The organism is Klebsiella sp. CTHL.F3a, assembly GCF_019890895.1.
Lineage (GTDB): Bacteria > Pseudomonadota > Gammaproteobacteria > Enterobacterales > Enterobacteriaceae > Klebsiella > Klebsiella grimontii.
The window spans coordinates 1,913,510-1,929,919 of the sequence record NZ_CP082360.1; the positions used below are offsets into that span (position 1 = coordinate 1,913,510).

Sequence of the window (16,410 nt, forward strand, 5' to 3'; positions counted from 1 at the left end):
GTTAATAGCAAGGAAAAACTGCGCATTGTGCCTCCAGTTCCGCTGAGTAATAGAGTAAACTCGCTTGCGAAAAATCTTAAACTGTCATCTCCGTCATGGAGGATTATCGTATTTAATATACGGTATCCATGTCGCTTATCCACATGATTACCACGCTCAGGGAACAGGATGGAAAAATATACGATTAATGGAATAGTGGAATTTACTCCGCAACGTAGTGTTTTAATACTCATTGCTGACGAGACGAAAGCGGTATCATTAAATATGCCGGCCAGCCGCTGCCTGTTGCTGCTTATTCAGCAGGATGGCAAAACCGTAGCCCGTGAAACCTTCTTTGAGGAAGTGTGGATAAAGCATGGTGCTCAGGTGACCAGCAACGGTTTCTACCAGAATATTTCTCTGCTGCGCCGCGCATTTAAGGAACTGGGCGTCGAGGAAGATATTATTATAACGGTACCGAGAGTGGGGGTCAGGCTCGAAGCGACATTAACGATGGCGGAATTTCAGCCGGATGAGGCGATAAAGACGCCGGTCGCGGAGGAACAATGCTCGCATGTTGACGAGCCTGTACATAAGGAGGTCGCTGCTGCGAGTGTGCCTGGAAAAAAGCGGTTAAGGCCGCGAAGCTCTCTTCTGTGGGGGCTTGCGGCACTGCTGAGCTGTCTGGTGGGCGGTTTTGTTGCGTGGCACACAGAATTCGACTCTTATTTGCAAACTTATGTGCCCATTAATGCTAAATTTTCGCAACAATGTCATTTTTTTGCCAATGACGATGTGGTAGATCACGTTCGGCATACGACTTTTATCAATCGTAGCAAATTTGATTGCGAAAAATATTCGTGGATTTATTTGACGCTTTATCCTGGGGAAGCCCGCGTTTCGGTGATTAGCTGTCAGCAAAAATTTAGTCAATGGCGTGATAATCAATGCCTCACCAAATATTACATTAAGGAGGTAGTCAATGCGCCGGCGTGAAATTAACTGGTTAATCACTATCGTATTTATCGGCATATTAACTGGGGTGGCAATAAAATCGTGGCAATACTGGCAGCGCAACCATTTTCAGTGTAGCGGGGAGCTGCGGTTATTTAACGCGGGTTACCAGGGCGATATTTCGTTACGCTACGTATTTGATAGCAGCCGCGGGCTGGTGATTGTTCGCGGGGAAATTACGCCGCCGCAGGGCGAGTCGTTTACCATTAATCAGAACATCTGGTTTAGCTTTACCCGCGACGGCCAGCACTACTTCCTGCGTTCGGAAACCGTCTCGGCCAGCATCGGCGAGACCGAGCAGGAGGAGCACATAAAGCGCATCCTGCCCTCGTTTTTCCTGCAGCCGCAGGTGCCGTTTTACCTGAACATCCAGCGGCTTAACGAGCGTACCCGGCTGCTGTATACCAGCCGGGCGCCGTCTTTACTTTGCGAGGCTTGATTAGCGTAACAATGGGCAGTCGGGCGGCAGTCGGCAGCGCAGCGCGGCCGGTAAGAGCTCCATCCGGAAGGTTTTGCCGGTTAGCGGTTCGCCGTCGAGGTTAAACGTCATCTCGTGGGGAGCGGTTATCTCAAACCACGATGAGACGCCGTCGATAATATTCGGTGAGTTTTCCGGATTGGCGAGGGTGCTGAACAGCGTGGGGATCAGCTCTTCGCCGGTGAAGATGCGCAGGTGCAGCAGACCGTCGTTAATTAACGCTTCCGGGCACAGCTGCTGGCCGCCTCCGGCCTGGCGTCCGTTGCCGATACCGATGACCAGCGCGTCGCCGTGCCAGTGAAAGTTCTCGCCGCGGATTTCGCAGCGGTCCGGCTTAAGCGTATCCATGCGCATCAGGCCGTGGATTAAATAAGAGACGCCGCCGAGCGCGGCCTTGAGTTTCTCCGGGGTTTCGGTCGTGATTCGGGTACCAAAGCCGCCGGTGGCCATATTAATAAAACCGGTCTTATCATTAACCCGCGCAATATCTATCGCCACGTCGCGGCCAACGATGGCCAGCTTCAAGGCGCTGGCCAGATCCTGGGGGATACCGACGCTGGTAGCGAAATCGTTCGCCGTGCCCAGCGGTAAAATTCCCAGCGCCATATCGCCATCGCGCTCAACTAGCGCCGTCGCCACCTCGTTGATGGTGCCATCGCCGCCGCCGGCAATCACCGTTTCGACATTCAGCTTCAGGGCCTCATCGATAAACCGAGCGGCATCGCCTTTTTCCCAGGTCACGCGGACATGAATATCGATTCCTTCGTCGCGTAACAGTTTAACCGCCTCTCGTAGCGACGGTTCATTGGCGCCTTTGCCATTCAGAATCAGTAAGCTGGCTGGAAACGTGGACATTATCAGGGGACCTTTGTTGCTCAGTAATGCATAAAGTGTACCGCATGAAGAAAGGGAAGGACGGGGGGGAGATAAAAAATAAGCCCGCGTAAGGGAGATTACGCAGGCTAAGGAGGTGGTTCCTGGTACAGCTAGCATTTATGGGTTATGTTTTTCAGCGAAATGGATGATATCTGCTTTGAACGAAACGGTATGTGATCCGTTTCTAATATCTTTACATCGTGAAAAAATAACCCTGATTAACTAGTTACCGTGCGGGTTTCTGGTCGTCTGGCCCGCAAAATTGCGCATTAGCAGCGCATACTGCAGCGCCATATCTTCCGGAACAGGCAGCCATACCGTGTGGCCATCGCCCGGCGCGACCGGCATGATTTCGCCTTTGCCGTTTTCCATATGCTCAAGGGTAAAGTTGACGTTGCCCTGCGGGGTCATCAGCTCAAGGCTGTCGCCGACGGAAAATTTGTTTTTCACCGCCACCGCGGCCAGCTGGCCTTTGCGCTCGCCGGTAAATTCGCCGACAAACTGCTGGCGTTCGGATACGGAGTAGCCGTGCTCGTAGTTCTGGTAGTCGTCGTGGGTATGGCGGCGCAGAAAGCCTTCGGTATAGCCACGGTGGGCGAGGTTTTCCAGGGTATCCAGCAGGGAGGTGTCGAACGGTTTGCCAGCGGCAGCGTCGTCAATGGCCTTGCGGTAGACCTGAGCGGTACGGGCGCAATAGTAATGTGATTTGGTGCGGCCTTCGATTTTCAGCGAGTGGACGCCCATCTGAGTCAGGCGCTCAACGTGGGCAATCGCGCGCAGATCTTTCGAGTTCATGATGTAGGTGCCGTGTTCGTCTTCGAAAGCGGTCATGTACTCGCCCGGGCGCTTGGCTTCTTCAATCATAAACACCTGGTCCGTGGGCGCGCCGATGCCCAGCGTCGGCTCGACGTTCTGCACCGGGATCGGCTCGTGCTTGTGAACGATATTGCCGACGTCGTCTTCTTTGCCCTCCTGGACGTTATACTCCCAGCGGCAGGCGTTGGTGCAGGTCCCCTGGTTTGGGTCGCGTTTGTTGATATAGCCCGAGAGCAGGCAGCGGCCGGAGTAGGCCATGCACAGCGCGCCGTGAACGAAAATTTCGATTTCCATCTCCGGCACCTGGCTACGAATTTCGGCGATCTCATCCAGCGACAGCTCGCGGGAGAGAATAACGCGGGTCAGCCCCATTTGCTGCCAGAACTTGACCGTTGCCCAGTTGACGGCGTTAGCCTGTACCGAGAGGTGAATATCCATGTCGGGAAAATTCTCGCGCACCAGCATGATTAACCCCGGATCGGACATGATCAGCGCATCGGGCCCCATTTCCACTACCGGCTTCAGATCGCGAATAAACGTTTTCAGCTTGGCGTTATGCGGTGCGATATTGACCACCACATAGAACTTTTTACCCAACGCGTGGGCTTCGTTGATGCCGAGCTGCAGATTTTCGTGATTGAATTCGTTATTACGCACGCGCAGCGAGTAGCGCGGTTGGCCCGCATAGACGGCGTCTGCGCCATAAGCGAAAGCGTAACGCATATTTTTCAGCGTTCCCGCCGGGGAAAGGAGTTCCGGTTTAAACATGATTTTCTCGTTCTGATGACAGGTCAGATTCGCCGCACCCGGTGCGGCGAGTTGGGGAGTGCCCCCACATTAAGGGCGGGCATTGTAGCGCTGCGGGAGAGGGGAGTAAACCGTCCGGTTTAATCAACGCGCAGATAGCGCCCGTCGGCCCTGACGTTCATACCAAAACCACAGTCCGCAGGGGTATCGGTACTGGCGTCGATAGCCTGCGAAGAAAACGCCAGTGAGATATTACAGTGAATAACATCCCCTTCGCGAAGCGCTACGACGGCGTGGTTGTTGTTAAGCGTAACCGTTTCAGAGAATTCCCCCATGTTGGGGCCGGCATACATTCCCATTAGACCGAAATAATAGCCTTGAAAATCAACGTAATACTGTGATGATTGTGGTAAAGGCTTCAAGGTAAGGACGTTCCAGGAGGCGCGCCCGGCATAGCGCCAGTACTCTCCCGCTGCTGAAACAGGCTGCGGCATGGCGGCCAGCTTATCTTTGATAAGCCCCAGATTGTAAACTGACTTGCTGTCGTTCGGCCTTATCATCAGCCAGGCGCGGGCTTTACGCCATTGGCCTTCGCGTATCCAGGTCAGCGCCACATTGTTGTAGGCCGTGGCGATGGCGCTGTCATCAAGGGCACAGCTTTCGCTCCACGCAGCCTGCTGCTCGAAAGCGTTGCGCGCTTTAGAGTAGTTTTTGGCTTTATAGTACTGCTCGCCCTGGCTGGCCCAGACCGGGATTTTTGCGCAGTCGGCCTCGATCTGCTGCTCGGTGATTTCTGCTCTGGCAACGGCGCAGAGCAGAAGAAGAGTACAGGAAAGTCCTATTTTTCCTTTTATTATCATTCTTTTATACCATCCAACGTATAAGAAAATATCCATGCGCAATATAACATACTGTCAGGCCATTTCTTATCAGCGAGGGTATTCTTAGATTATGGCTTAGCCGCCAGGCCGGACTGAAGTGAGTCTGTAGCCCGGCTATGCGCAGCGCAAGCCGGGGAAAATATGGGGCAGATGGCCAATTATGCCAGCCGGCAGACGTCGGCTTCCCAGCGGTATCCAACGCCGTACACCGCGCGGATAAACGACTGATCGGCGTCCAGCGACTCCAGCTTACGCCGCAGGTTCTTGATATGGCTGTCGATCGTTCGGTCGGTGACCACGCGGTAATCATCGTACAGATGATTCAGCAACTGTTCGCGCGAGAAAACTTTACCCGGCTCCTGGGAGAGGGTTTTCAGCAGGCGGAACTCGGCGGGGGTGAGGTCCAGCAGCTTATCGCGCCAGGAGGCCTGGAAGCGCCCCTCGTCAACAATCAGCGGGCTTTCCGCATCCAGCGCCTGCAGATCGCGCTGCGGTTTGCAGCGGCGAAGAATGGTCTTGACCCTGGCCACCACCTCGCGTGGGCTGTAGGGCTTACAGATATAATCATCAGCGCCGATCTCTAACCCCAGCAGGCGGTCGATCTCTTCGATTTTGGCGGTCACCATCACCACCGGAACCTCAGAAAAACGGCGGATTTCCCGACACAGGGTCAGGCCGTCGGTGCCGGGCAGCATCAGATCCAGCAGGATCAGATGCGGCGGCGTCTGGCGAACGTACGGGAGAACCCGATCGCCGTGATTAATCAGCGTCGGCGCATAGCCCGCCGCCTGAAGATAATCGATCAGCAGCTGACCCAGCTTGGGCTCATCTTCCACGATAAGAATGCGTGGCGTGTTTTCATCAACAGGTAATTCAGTCATACGTCTCTCGATAAATTACGTTCCAGAGGTAGTTCTACTTTAATGCTAACCCCGCCCAAAGGCGAATGGCCGGCACGCAAAGTGCCGCCGTGGGCCGCGACGATGTTAAGGCAAATCGCCAGCCCTAAACCAGAGCCGCCGCTGGCACGATTGCGTGACCCTTCAGTACGGTAAAAACGCTCAACCAGCCGCTCCAGCTGTTCATCGGTGACGCCGGGGGCGCTATCGGCGAAATCGAGAATCAGCCTATCGCCGCTCTGGCTGGCGCTAATCTGCAGGCCGCCGCCGCTATCGGTATAGCGCAGGCTGTTTTCCAGCAGGTTATTAAAAAGCTGCATCAGGCGATCCCGGTCGCCGAAAACCGTCGCGCTTTCCGGCAGCGAAACGCCGATCGACAGCCCGCGGCTGGCGAAGCGTTCGCGAAACGCGCCGGCGGCGACCTCCAGCAGGTTGATGATATCCACCTCGCTTTTCTGGTAGGAGAGGGCGCCTTCATCGGACATCGACAGCTGGTGCAAATCATCGACCAGTTTGGTGAGGGTGGCGACCTCCGCCTGCAGGGAGGCGATGGAATCCGGGGTGAATTTCCTGATCCCATCCTGAATCGCCTCCAGCTCGCCGCGCAGCACCGCCAGCGGCGTGCGCAGCTCGTGGGAGATATCGGCCATCAGGTCCCGGCGCATCTGCTGGTTGCGCTCAAGGGTGCTGGCTAACTGGTTAAAATCTTTGGCCAGACGCCCCAGCTCATCGCTGCTGGTGGCGGCAACGCGAGTGGAGAAATCCCCGGCCGCCAGACGGTGCGTCCCCTCAACCAGCCGTTTGACCGGCGCGAGCAGGCCGCGCGCCAGCGGGAAAGTGGCCAACGCCGCCAGCAACGTGGCGAGGGCGACAATCAGCCAGCTGGTGCGCTTCTGCTGGCGGTCGAAGTTGATATCGGTGTTGCGTGTCAGGCGTTCAACCGGCGAGGCGATAACCGCGCCAACCTCAACGCCGTCGACCATAATACTGCGCCGGGTCCCGTCCTGCGGCACGCGCTCGCGCGGACCCACCAGTACGCGCCCTTTTTGATCGACCACCCAGAACATGGTACGCCAGCCGTGGGGAGGCATATCGGGGCCGGGACCGCGATCGCCACGATCGCCGCGTGGACCGTCGAGCGGCCGGTCCGGCGCGGCACCCGGCGGCATCTCTTCGGGGCCGGTGTCACCGTGCGGCTCATCCCTCGGTCCATGACCTATGCCGCGGCCCGGCGGCGAGCGGTCGTCGTTGTCGCGTTCAAAGGTTCTCAGCAACTGAAAAATAAAACGGTCGTTGTTGCGCAGGAACGTCCAGCTGCCGTGCTGGGCATACTGCTCGCTCAGGGCATCGCCGAGCATCGTCAGCCGCTGTTCATTGCCGCGCTTGATATAGTCGATAAATCCGCGTTCAAAGCTGATGCGCACCGCCCAGTGCATGCTGATCAACAGCACGATGCAGGTGGTAAGAATCGCGATAAACAGCTTGCCGGTAATGCCGGGACGCCAGAACTTCAAGACTCACTCCTTTTACGGCGACGAATCACGGTATTGACCGTGGTATCGTCCGGTACGCGGGCAAAAATCAGCGCGGGCAGCGCGATAACCACCGCCATGCTTAAGTAGGTATAGAGAAAAACCTGGTGCGTGGTCGCCGCATCGGCGCTGATATGCTGTTGGCCATAGAGACCCAGCAGCATGCCGGCGACGGTCACGCCGATACTCATCGACAGTTGCATGACCATCGACAGCAGGCTGTTGCCGCTGCTGGCCAGATCGTCAGGCAGGTCTTTCAGGGTCAGCGTATTCATAGAAGAAAAGCGGCTGGCGTTGATCATCCCCTGCATAAACAGCACCACCGGCAGCAGCCAGTACCAGCCCGCGAGGGCGACGGCCATAAACAGCAGACTGACCAGCGCGAGGCCGATAGTCGAGGCCACCAGCACCCGACGGTAGCCGAAGCGGTTGACCACCTGGACTACGATGCGCTTCATCCCCATGCTGCCGAGCACCATCGGGATCATCATCAGACCGGCGTGGAACGGCGTGAAGCCGAGGCCGATCTGTAAAAACACCGGGGTCATAAACGGCAGCATACCGCTGCCGATACGCCCGGCGAAGCTGCCGCCAAGGCCGAGCGAAAAGGTGCGGTTGTTGAATAGCTTAAGGCTAAACAGCGCATTGCGGTTGCCGCGCGCGTGCCACAAATAGTAGAGAATGGACGCCACGCCGACCGCCACCAGCCCCGCCAGCCACAGGGGTGAGATCCCGAGCCCTTTGCTGCCGTCCAGCGCCAGGGTCAGCGTCGCCATACCGGCGGCCAGCAAAACAAAGCCGAAGAGATCGAAGCGGCGGGTTTGCAGGGTGTAGTTGGGCATCAGGCACAACGTGGCGATGGCGCCGACAATGCCGACCGGAATGTTGATCAGAAAGATCCAGTGCCACGAGGCGTACTCCACCAGCATTCCGCCGAGAGCCGGGCCGAGCAGCGGGCCCACCTGGCCGGGTAGGGTGACGAAGGTCATCGCCGCCATATATTGGCTGCGCGGGACGATTTTCATCACCGTCAGGCGGCCCACGGGAACCATCATCGCGCCGCCGACGCCCTGCAGCACGCGGGCGAGTATTAACCCATCGAGGGTGGCGGCCTGGGCGCAGAACAGGGAGCCAGCGGTAAACAGCACGATGGCGCAGAAAAAGATATTGCGTACCCCAACGCGGTCCGCCAGCCAACCGCTGGCGGGCAGCATCACCGCAACCGTCAGGACATAGGAGACGATAACCATATGCATATGCAGCGGGCTCTCCCCGAGGCTTTTCGCCATCGAGGGGAGAGCGGTGTTAACGATAGTGGTATCCAGCGCCTGCATAAAGAAGCCGAAGGCCACTATCCATAGCTGCCAGCGCACGCTGGAGGGGAGGTCTATCATGTTATTCGCTTACCGGTTGATGGACTTTTCGCGAAAAACGCAGCCGCAGACGGTCGAAGAACAGATAGACCACCGGCGTGGTGTACAGGGTCAACAGCTGACTCATCACCAGACCGCCGACAATAGTAATCCCCAGCGGCTGGCGCAGCTCGGAGCCGTCGCCGCCGGAGAGCACCAGCGGCAGCGCGCCGAACAGCGCCGCCAGGGTGGTCATCATTATCGGCCGGAAGCGCAGCAGACAGGCCTGGAAGATCGCCTCTTCCGGCGGCAGGTTGCCGTTGCGTTGCGCCTCAAGGGCGAAATCGACCATCATGATGGCGTTTTTCTTCACGATGCCAATTAATAGCATAATCCCGATAAGCGCGATTAGGCTGAACGGGGCATCGAAAAGCTCCAGCGCCAGCAGCGCGCCGACGCCGGCGGACGGAATGGTCGACAGAATAGTCAGCGGATGAACGTAGCTCTCATAGAGGATCCCCAGCACAATATAGACCGTGGCGATGGCCGCCAGTATCAGGATCACCTGCGAGTTCATGGTTTGCTGAAACACCTGCGCGGTCCCGGCGAACGACCCGCGGACGCTGGACGGCACGCCAATCTGGGTCATCGCCCGGTTGATGGCATCGCTGGCTTCCGACAGCGACTTGCCGGTAGGCAGGTTAAAGGAGATGGTCGATGCCGCCGACAGCCCCTGGTGGTTCACCGACAGCGGCGCGTTGGCCGGCTGCCATTTAGCGAAATAGGCAAGCGGAATCGGCTTGTCTTCGCTGTTGATCACAAACATCTTATCGAGGGCGCTGACGTCCTGGGTGTAGGCCGGGTCGACCTGCATCACCACTTTATACTGGTTCAGCGGCTGGTAGATGGTGGAGATCTGCCGTTGGCCGAAGGCGTTGTTCAGCAGATTGTTGGCGTCCTGCACGCTGATGCCGAGCCGGGACATGGTATCGCGATCGTAGATCAGGTCCATCTCCGCGCCGTTATTCTGACTGTCGGAGTTAACGTCCGCCAGCTCCGGCAGCGCCGCCAGCGTTTTGCGGATTTTCGGCTCCCATTCCCGCAGCGCCGCGAGGTCGTCCGACAGCAGCGTATATTGGTAGCTGGCGTTGGCCTGACGGCCGCCGACGCGGATATCCTGTACCGCCATCAGGAACAGGTTGGCCCCCGGCTCCTTCGCCAGCTTTTTGCGCAGCCGATCGATAATCTGTTGCGCCGTCTCATGGCGCTCATCGCGCGGCTTCAGGGTGATAAACATCATCCCGCTGTTGACCCGCGAGCCGCCGGTAAAACCGGTGACGTTGTCTACCGCCGGATCTTCACGAATGATCTTCATAAAGTCCTCCAGCTTGCCGCGCATCGCCTGGAACGAGATGCTCTGGTCCGCCTGGATACCGCCCATCAGCACCCCGGTGTCCTGCTCGGGGAAGAAGGTTTTGGGTATCGAGATATAGAGCCAGACGCTTAGCGCGATGGTGCCGAGCAGCACCAGGCCGGTTAAGCGGCTGTGCTTCAGCACCCACTTCAGCGACTTACCGTAACCGCCCTGAATCGCCACCAGCAGGCGGCCAAAACCACGCTTGCGCGTCGGCTCGTGGGGCTTGCCGCTTTTCAGCAGCCAGCCGCACATCATCGGCGTCAGGGTCAGGGAGACCGCCAGCGAGATGCCGATCGCCACCGACAGAGTGACGGCGAACTCGCGCAGCAGCCTTCCCGGCAGGCCGCCCATCAGCAGCAGCGGCAGGAACACCGCCACCAGCGACAGGCTCATCGACAGGACGGTAAAGCCGACTTCCCGGCTCCCCTGCAGCGCGGCCTGCAGCGGCTTCATGCCGGCTTCGAGATGACGGGAAATATTCTCCAGCACCACGATGGCGTCATCGACCACGAAGCCGGTGGCGATAGTCAGCGCCATCAGCGACAGGTTATTGAGGCTGAAGCCGCACAGGTACATGGCGGCGAAGGTGCCGATCAGCGATACCGGAACGGCCACCGCCGGGATCAGCGTCGCGCGGCCCGAGCGCAGGAACAGGAAGACCACGAGGATCACCAGCGCCACCGAAATCACCAGCGTTTGCTCGACTTCCTCCAGCGAGGCGCGGATGGTCGGCGAACGGTCCTGGGCGATTTGCAGATCGACAGAGGCCGGGATGGTGCGCTGCAGCTCCGGCAGGCGGGCGCGAATACTGTCCACCGTCTCAATGATATTGGCTTCCGGCAGCTTGCGGATCATCAGCAAAATCGCCGGTTTGGCGTTGGTCATCCCGGCGTTGCGCACGTCCTGCACCGAGTCGGTGACGTTGGCGACGTCGGCGAGGCGCACCGCCGCGCCGTTATTGTAGTGCACGATCAGCGGCTGGTATTCGGCGGCGGTCTTCAGCTCGTCGTTGGTCGCGACCTGCCAGCGGTGGGTTGCGTCTTCCAGCGCCCCCTGCGGTCTACGCACGTTGGCGTTGCTGATGGCGGTTCGCACCGCGTCCAGCGACACGCCCTGGTTAAACAGCGCCTGCGGGTTGAGGTCGACGCGTACCGCGGGCAGCGAACTGCCGCCGACGTCAACGTCGCCGACGCCGTCAATCTGGGCAATGGTCTGCGCCAGCTGGGTAGAGGCGAAGTCGTACAGCTCACCCTGGGACCAGGTATCCGAGGTGAGGGTGAGGATCATGATCGGCGCGTCGGACGGGTTGGCTTTGCGGTAGGTCGGACGGCTCGGCATGCCGCTCGGCAGCAGGCTTTGCGCGGCGTTAATCGCCGCCTGCACGTCACGGGCCGCGCCGTTGATGTCGCGGTCAAAGTTGAACTCGAGAATGATTCGCGTACTGCCGAGCGAGCTGGAGGAGGTCATCTCATTGACCCCGGCAATCCGCCCCAAAGAGCGCTCCAGCGGGGTCGCCACCGACGAGGCCATGGTCTCCGGCGACGCGCCGGGCAGCGAGGCGCTGATCATGATCACCGGGAAATCCACCTGCGGCAGCGGCGCCACCGGCAGCAGGCGGAAGCCGAGGATGCCGCACAGCGTAATGGCGAGCGAAAGCAGAATCGTCGCCACCGGACGATAAATGAAGAGGGCGAAAAACTTCACTTACGCCTCCTCCTCACGCCGCGGGAAGCGGCTCTTCATATACAGCGACAGGCGGTCGAACAGCAGATAGATAACCGGCGTGGTGAACAGCGTCAGCACCTGGCTGAGCATCAGGCCGCCGACCATGCCAATCCCCAGCGGTCGCCGCAGCTCCGCGCCGACGCCGGTACTGAGCATCAGCGGCAGCGCGCCGAGCAGGGCGGCGAGGGTGGTCATCAGGATCGGGCGAAAACGCAGCAGACAGGCCTGATAAATCGCCTCGCGCGGCGGCATACCCTGTTCGCGTTCGGCGGCCAGCGCGAAGTCGATCATCATGATGGCGTTTTTCTTGACGATGCCGATCAGCAGGATGATGCCGATAATGGCGATAACGTCCAGCTCGCTCCCGGCCAGCCATAGCGCCAGCAGCGCGCCGACGCCCGCCGTCGGCAGGGTGGAGAGAATGGTGATCGGATGAATAAAGCTCTCATACAGCACGCCGAGGACGATATACATCGCCACCACCGCGGCGACCACCAGCCAGACGGTACTGCCGAGCGCCGACTGGAAGGCCAGCGAGCTGCCCTGGAACTGGGTGCGGATATCGCTCGGGAATTCCAGCGCCTGCTCGGCGCTAAGAATCGCCTCGACCGCATCGCCCAGCGAATAGTTGTCCGGGACGTTAAACGAAATGGTGGTGACCGGGAACTGATCGAGGTGGTTAATCGATAGCGGAGCAAAACGCTGTTCGACTTTGGCGATCGTGGTGAGCGGCACGATCCCGCCGTCGCTGCTGGTGAGGCGGATATTGTCCAGCGCCGCCAGCCCCGGCGTGGCCTGGGTATCATGCTCCAGCACTACGCGGTACTGGTTCGCCTGGGTATAGATGGTGGAAATCAGACGCTGCCCAAAGGCGTTATACAGGGCGTTATCGACGTCCGCCATGCTGATGCCGAGACGGCTGGCGCTGTCGCGATCAACGTTGATATACGCCGCCAGGCCCTTATCCTGCCAGTCGCTGCTGACGTCGGAGAGCTGCGGCAGCGCCTGCAGCCGGGCCAGCAGCTGCGGGACCCAGTTGCTGAGCGCGTCCAGCGAGTTCGCCTGCAGGGTGAACTGGTACTGGGTGCGGCTGACGGTGGTGTCAATGGTCAGATCCTGGGTCGGCTGGAGATAGAGCTCGACGCCGGGGATGCCGCTCACCGCGTTCTGCAGACGGCCAATCACCGTCTGTACCCGATCGTCGCGTTCATCGAGCGGCTTGAGGTTAATCTGCAGGCGGGCGCTGTTCAGCGCCGGGTTGGTGCCGTCGACGCCGACGTAGGAGGTCAGGCTTTCCACCGCCGGATCTTGAAGTATCGCCGCTGACACCTGCTGCTGGCGCTCGGCCATATTGGCGAACGACGCGGACTGCGGCGCCTGTAGCGTGCCCTGGATAATGCCGTTGTCCTGAATCGGGAAGAAGCCTTTCGGAATAAATACCCACAGTATAATTGACAGCGCCAGGGTGCTGAGGGCCACGCTCAGGGTCAGCCACGGATGATTCAGCACCCGGCTCAGCCAGCGGCCATAGACGGCGATCACCCGCTCAAAAAAGCGTTCGCTGGCGCGCGAGAAGCGATTCTGCTTGCGCAGCGATTCATGGCTGAGCATGCGGGCGCACATCATCGGCGTCAGGGTCAGCGACACCACCGCGGAAATCAGAATCGCCACCGCCAGGGTGATGGCGAATTCGCGGAACAGACGACCCACGATATCGCCCATAAACAGCAGCGGGATCAGCACCGCAATCAGCGAGAAAGTCAGGGAGATAATGGTAAAGCCGATCTCCCCGGCCCCTTTCAGGGCGGCGGCCAGCGGCTTTTCGCCTTTCTCGATATAGCGGGAGATGTTTTCAATCACCACGATGGCGTCATCGACCACAAAGCCGGTGGCGATGGTCAGGGCCATCAGCGTCAGGTTGTTAATCGAGAAATCGAGAAACACCATTACCGCGAAAGTGCCGACCAGCGATAGCGGCACGGCGATGCCGGGAATAATTGTCGCCGGGACGTTGCGCAGAAAGACGTAAATAATCATCACCACCAGGGCGATGGCCAGCATGAGTTCAAACTGGGTATCGCTGACCGACGCGCGGATATTGGTGGTGCGGTCGGAAAGCACCTGCACTTTAACCGATTTCGGCAGGCTTTCGGTGAGCTGCGGCAGCATCTGGCGGATGCTGTCGGCGGTCGAGATAATATTCGCCCCCGGCTGGCGCTGGACGTTCATGACGATCGCCCGCTGATTGTTGGCCCATGCCCCGAGCCAGCTGTTTTCCGCGCCCTGCTCCACGGTGGCGACGTCGCCGAGGCGAATCGGCGCGCCGTTCTGGTACGCGATAATCAGGCGGCGGTAATCCTCCGCCGACTGCATCTGATCGTTGGCGGAGAGGGTGACCGCCCGCGACGGGCCGTCGAGGCTACCCTTCGCCGAATTGACGTTAGCGCTGGTAATCGCGGTGCGCACCGTTTCGCTGGTCAAGCCGAGGGCGGCGATCGCCTGGGCGTTGAGCTTGACGCGTACCGCCGGGCGCTGCCCGCCCGCCAGAGTCACCAGCCCGACGCCGGAAACCTGGGAGATTTTCTGCGCCACGCGGGTCTCGACCATATCTTCGACCTGGGTCATCGGCACGGCGGAAGAGGTGACCGCGAGGGTCATAATCGGCGGATCGGCGGGGTTCACTTTGCTGTAGACCGGCGGGTTAGGCAGATCCGAAGGCAGCAGGTTGGTGGCGGCGTTGATGGCCGCCTGCACTTCCTGCTCAGCGACGTCCAGCGGTAGCGTGAGCTGGAACTGGAGCGTGACCACCGACGCGCCGCCGGAGCTCTGGGAAGACATCTGCTTAAGGCCGGACATCTGGCCAAACTGCCGCTCCAGCGGGGCGGTCACCGACGAGGTCATCACGTCCGGGCTGGCGCCGGGATAGAGGGTCACCACCTGAATCGTTGGGTAGTCCACTTCCGGCAGCGCCGAAACCGGTAGGAAACGATAGCCGATAATCCCGGCCAGCATAATGGCCACCATTAACAGCGTGGTGGCGACCGGGCGCATGATAAACAGACGGGATGGGCCGCCCGTACTGCTCGGCGGTAACACTTGCATCAGGAGCGCGCTCCTTTTTTACCGTATTCGCGGCTGGTGGCTTTCGCCGGCTCGGCGGCGGTAGCCGCATCCTGGGCTTCCACCACTTCAACCTTCGCGCCTTCGGTCAGACGGTCGATACCGTCGGTCACCACGCGATCGCCGGCGGAAAGCCCGGCGTTAATCACCACTTTCAGGCTGTCCTGAATACCCGGCGTGACGGTGTGCTTGCTGACTTTGTTCTCATCGTTCAGAACCCAGACAAAATGACCTTCGTTACCCATTTGCAGCGCGGCGGTTGGGATCACCACCGCGTTCTGCTCGGTATCGACCAGCATCCTGGCGTTGACGAACTGATTCGGGAACAGGGCATCGTCCTGGTTAGTGAAGCGCGCTTTCAGCTTGATGGTGCCGGTGGTGACGTCAATCTGATTATCGAGGCTCAGCAGTGAGCCTTCGCTGATTTTCTGTTTATTGGTGCGGTCCCAGGCTTCGACGACCAGCTTTTTCCCCGCTTTTTGCGCCTGTACCACCGTGGCGATTTGGTTTTCCGGCAGCGTAAACACGACGTCGATCGGGTGGGTTTGCGTCAGCACCACGATCCCGGTGGTATCGCCGCTGGAGATTTGGTTGCCGATATCCACCTGCTTTAAGCCGACCCGGCCGTCGATCGGCGCGGTGATGCGGCTCCAGTTCAGCTGCAGCTGGGCGCTGGCGACGGCGGCTTCGTCCGCTTTGATCGTGCCCTGGGTTTCGCTGACCAGCGACTGCTGGGTATCCAGCTCCTGACGGGAAACCAGATTGGTTTTCACCAGCTGCTGGTAGCGCGCCAGATCGCGGCGGGCATTGGCCAGGGTAGCCCGATCTTTCGCCAGCTGGCCTTCGGCCTGGGCGAGGGCGACTTTAAACTGGCTGGGGTCGATTTCCGCGAGCAGATCGCCCGCTTTAACCTGCTGGCCCTCGGTAAAATGGATGGCCAGAAGCTGACCGTCGACGCGGCTGCGAACGGTGACGGTATTCGCCGCCGTTACCGTACCGAGACCAGAAAGATAGCGGGGCACCGCTTCGCTGGTGGCGGTTGCCGCCTGCACCGGCGCGAGGGCGGCGCCAAAACGGCCAGGACGCCCGCCGCCGGGCCCCGGACCTGCCGACGTTGCCGACGGCGTGCTTGCCGCTTCGCGACCCTGCCAAAACCAGTACGCGGCACCCGCGATGATTGCCACCACCAGCACGGCTGCCCAACGGCTTTTATTGCTACCTTTCATTAATTTGCGATCTCATCCTGAAACGTTTCACGGAATGATACTAGTTTAGCCAGCGAACGCCGCTTAAAAATGGAGGAATTATGAAAAGACTGTCCAGATATGTCTGTAAAAAAGGCTTTTCGCTGAGCCCTTTACGGTGAATATTTACGCGCAATTTATGCTTAGTCATTTTCCGCTGCCGGCCTGGCGAACAGGGATACTTATTACCCTCATTCGGCGCTTTCAGGGTGCCAACAGCGGAATACGTCGAACCTGAACTGATATACAGCGTGAATAAGCGGCCCGGGGAAGTGATTCAGCCTGATTGGCGGCGGCATCTGATTAATAATCAAATTCACTCACCGTTTT

At 59.2% G+C, this 16,410-nt stretch carries 11 protein-coding genes; 2 read left to right on the forward strand and 9 right to left on the reverse strand.

The features are described from left to right. The first annotated feature begins 168 nt into the window (after positions 1 to 168). Complete coding sequence (locus K7H21_RS09095; protein WP_004122656.1) at positions 169 to 975, forward strand: winged helix-turn-helix domain-containing protein; 807 nt, start codon at positions 169 to 171, stop codon at positions 973 to 975. Next, positions 962 to 1,432 (forward strand): hypothetical protein, encoded by a 471-nt coding sequence (locus K7H21_RS09100; RefSeq protein ID WP_004122654.1) that lies wholly within the window; start codon positions 962 to 964, stop codon positions 1,430 to 1,432. Before K7H21_RS09095 ends, K7H21_RS09100 begins: the two co-directional genes overlap by 14 nt. On the opposite strand, the gene yegS is transcribed toward K7H21_RS09100, so the two are convergent. The 9 genes from yegS to K7H21_RS09145 form a co-directional block, all read right to left on the reverse strand. Next, complete coding sequence (gene yegS / locus K7H21_RS09105) at positions 1,433 to 2,326, reverse strand: lipid kinase YegS (protein ID WP_004122651.1); 894 nt, start codon at positions 2,324 to 2,326, stop codon at positions 1,433 to 1,435. 243 nt (positions 2,327 to 2,569) lie between these two features. Next, a complete protein-coding gene (trhP, locus tag K7H21_RS09110) occupies positions 2,570 to 3,931 on the reverse strand; it encodes a prephenate-dependent tRNA uridine(34) hydroxylase TrhP (protein WP_004122648.1) in 1,362 nt (453 codons plus the stop codon). 119 nt (positions 3,932 to 4,050) lie between these two features. After that, entirely contained in the window at positions 4,051 to 4,770 is a 720-nt protein-coding gene (locus tag K7H21_RS09115) for a hypothetical protein (protein ID WP_049114079.1), read from the reverse strand. 179 nt (positions 4,771 to 4,949) lie between these two features. Further along, on the reverse strand, positions 4,950 to 5,672 hold the full coding sequence (gene baeR, locus K7H21_RS09120) for an envelope stress response regulator BaeR (protein ID WP_049114081.1): 723 nt from the start codon (positions 5,670 to 5,672) through the stop codon (positions 4,950 to 4,952). Then, complete coding sequence (gene baeS, locus K7H21_RS09125; RefSeq protein ID WP_049114083.1) at positions 5,669 to 7,204, reverse strand: envelope stress sensor histidine kinase BaeS; 1,536 nt, start codon at positions 7,202 to 7,204, stop codon at positions 5,669 to 5,671. The genes baeR and baeS overlap by 4 nt, the downstream gene beginning before the upstream one ends. Further along, positions 7,201 to 8,616, reverse strand: coding sequence for an MFS transporter (gene mdtD / locus K7H21_RS09130; protein ID WP_049114085.1), 1,416 nt, complete (start codon positions 8,614 to 8,616; stop codon positions 7,201 to 7,203). Before mdtD ends, baeS begins: the two co-directional genes overlap by 4 nt. Before the next feature lies 1 nt (position 8,617). After that, entirely contained in the window at positions 8,618 to 11,695 is a 3,078-nt protein-coding gene (mdtC, locus tag K7H21_RS09135; protein ID WP_004122637.1) for a multidrug efflux RND transporter permease subunit MdtC, read from the reverse strand. Beyond that, complete coding sequence (locus tag K7H21_RS09140) at positions 11,696 to 14,818, reverse strand: MdtB/MuxB family multidrug efflux RND transporter permease subunit (RefSeq protein WP_004122635.1); 3,123 nt, start codon at positions 14,816 to 14,818, stop codon at positions 11,696 to 11,698. It lies immediately after the preceding gene. Continuing rightward, positions 14,818 to 16,062 (reverse strand): MdtA/MuxA family multidrug efflux RND transporter periplasmic adaptor subunit, encoded by a 1,245-nt coding sequence (locus tag K7H21_RS09145; protein WP_087829102.1) that lies wholly within the window; start codon positions 16,060 to 16,062, stop codon positions 14,818 to 14,820. Before K7H21_RS09145 ends, K7H21_RS09140 begins: the two co-directional genes overlap by 1 nt. Positions 16,063 to 16,410: the final 348 nt, after the last annotated feature.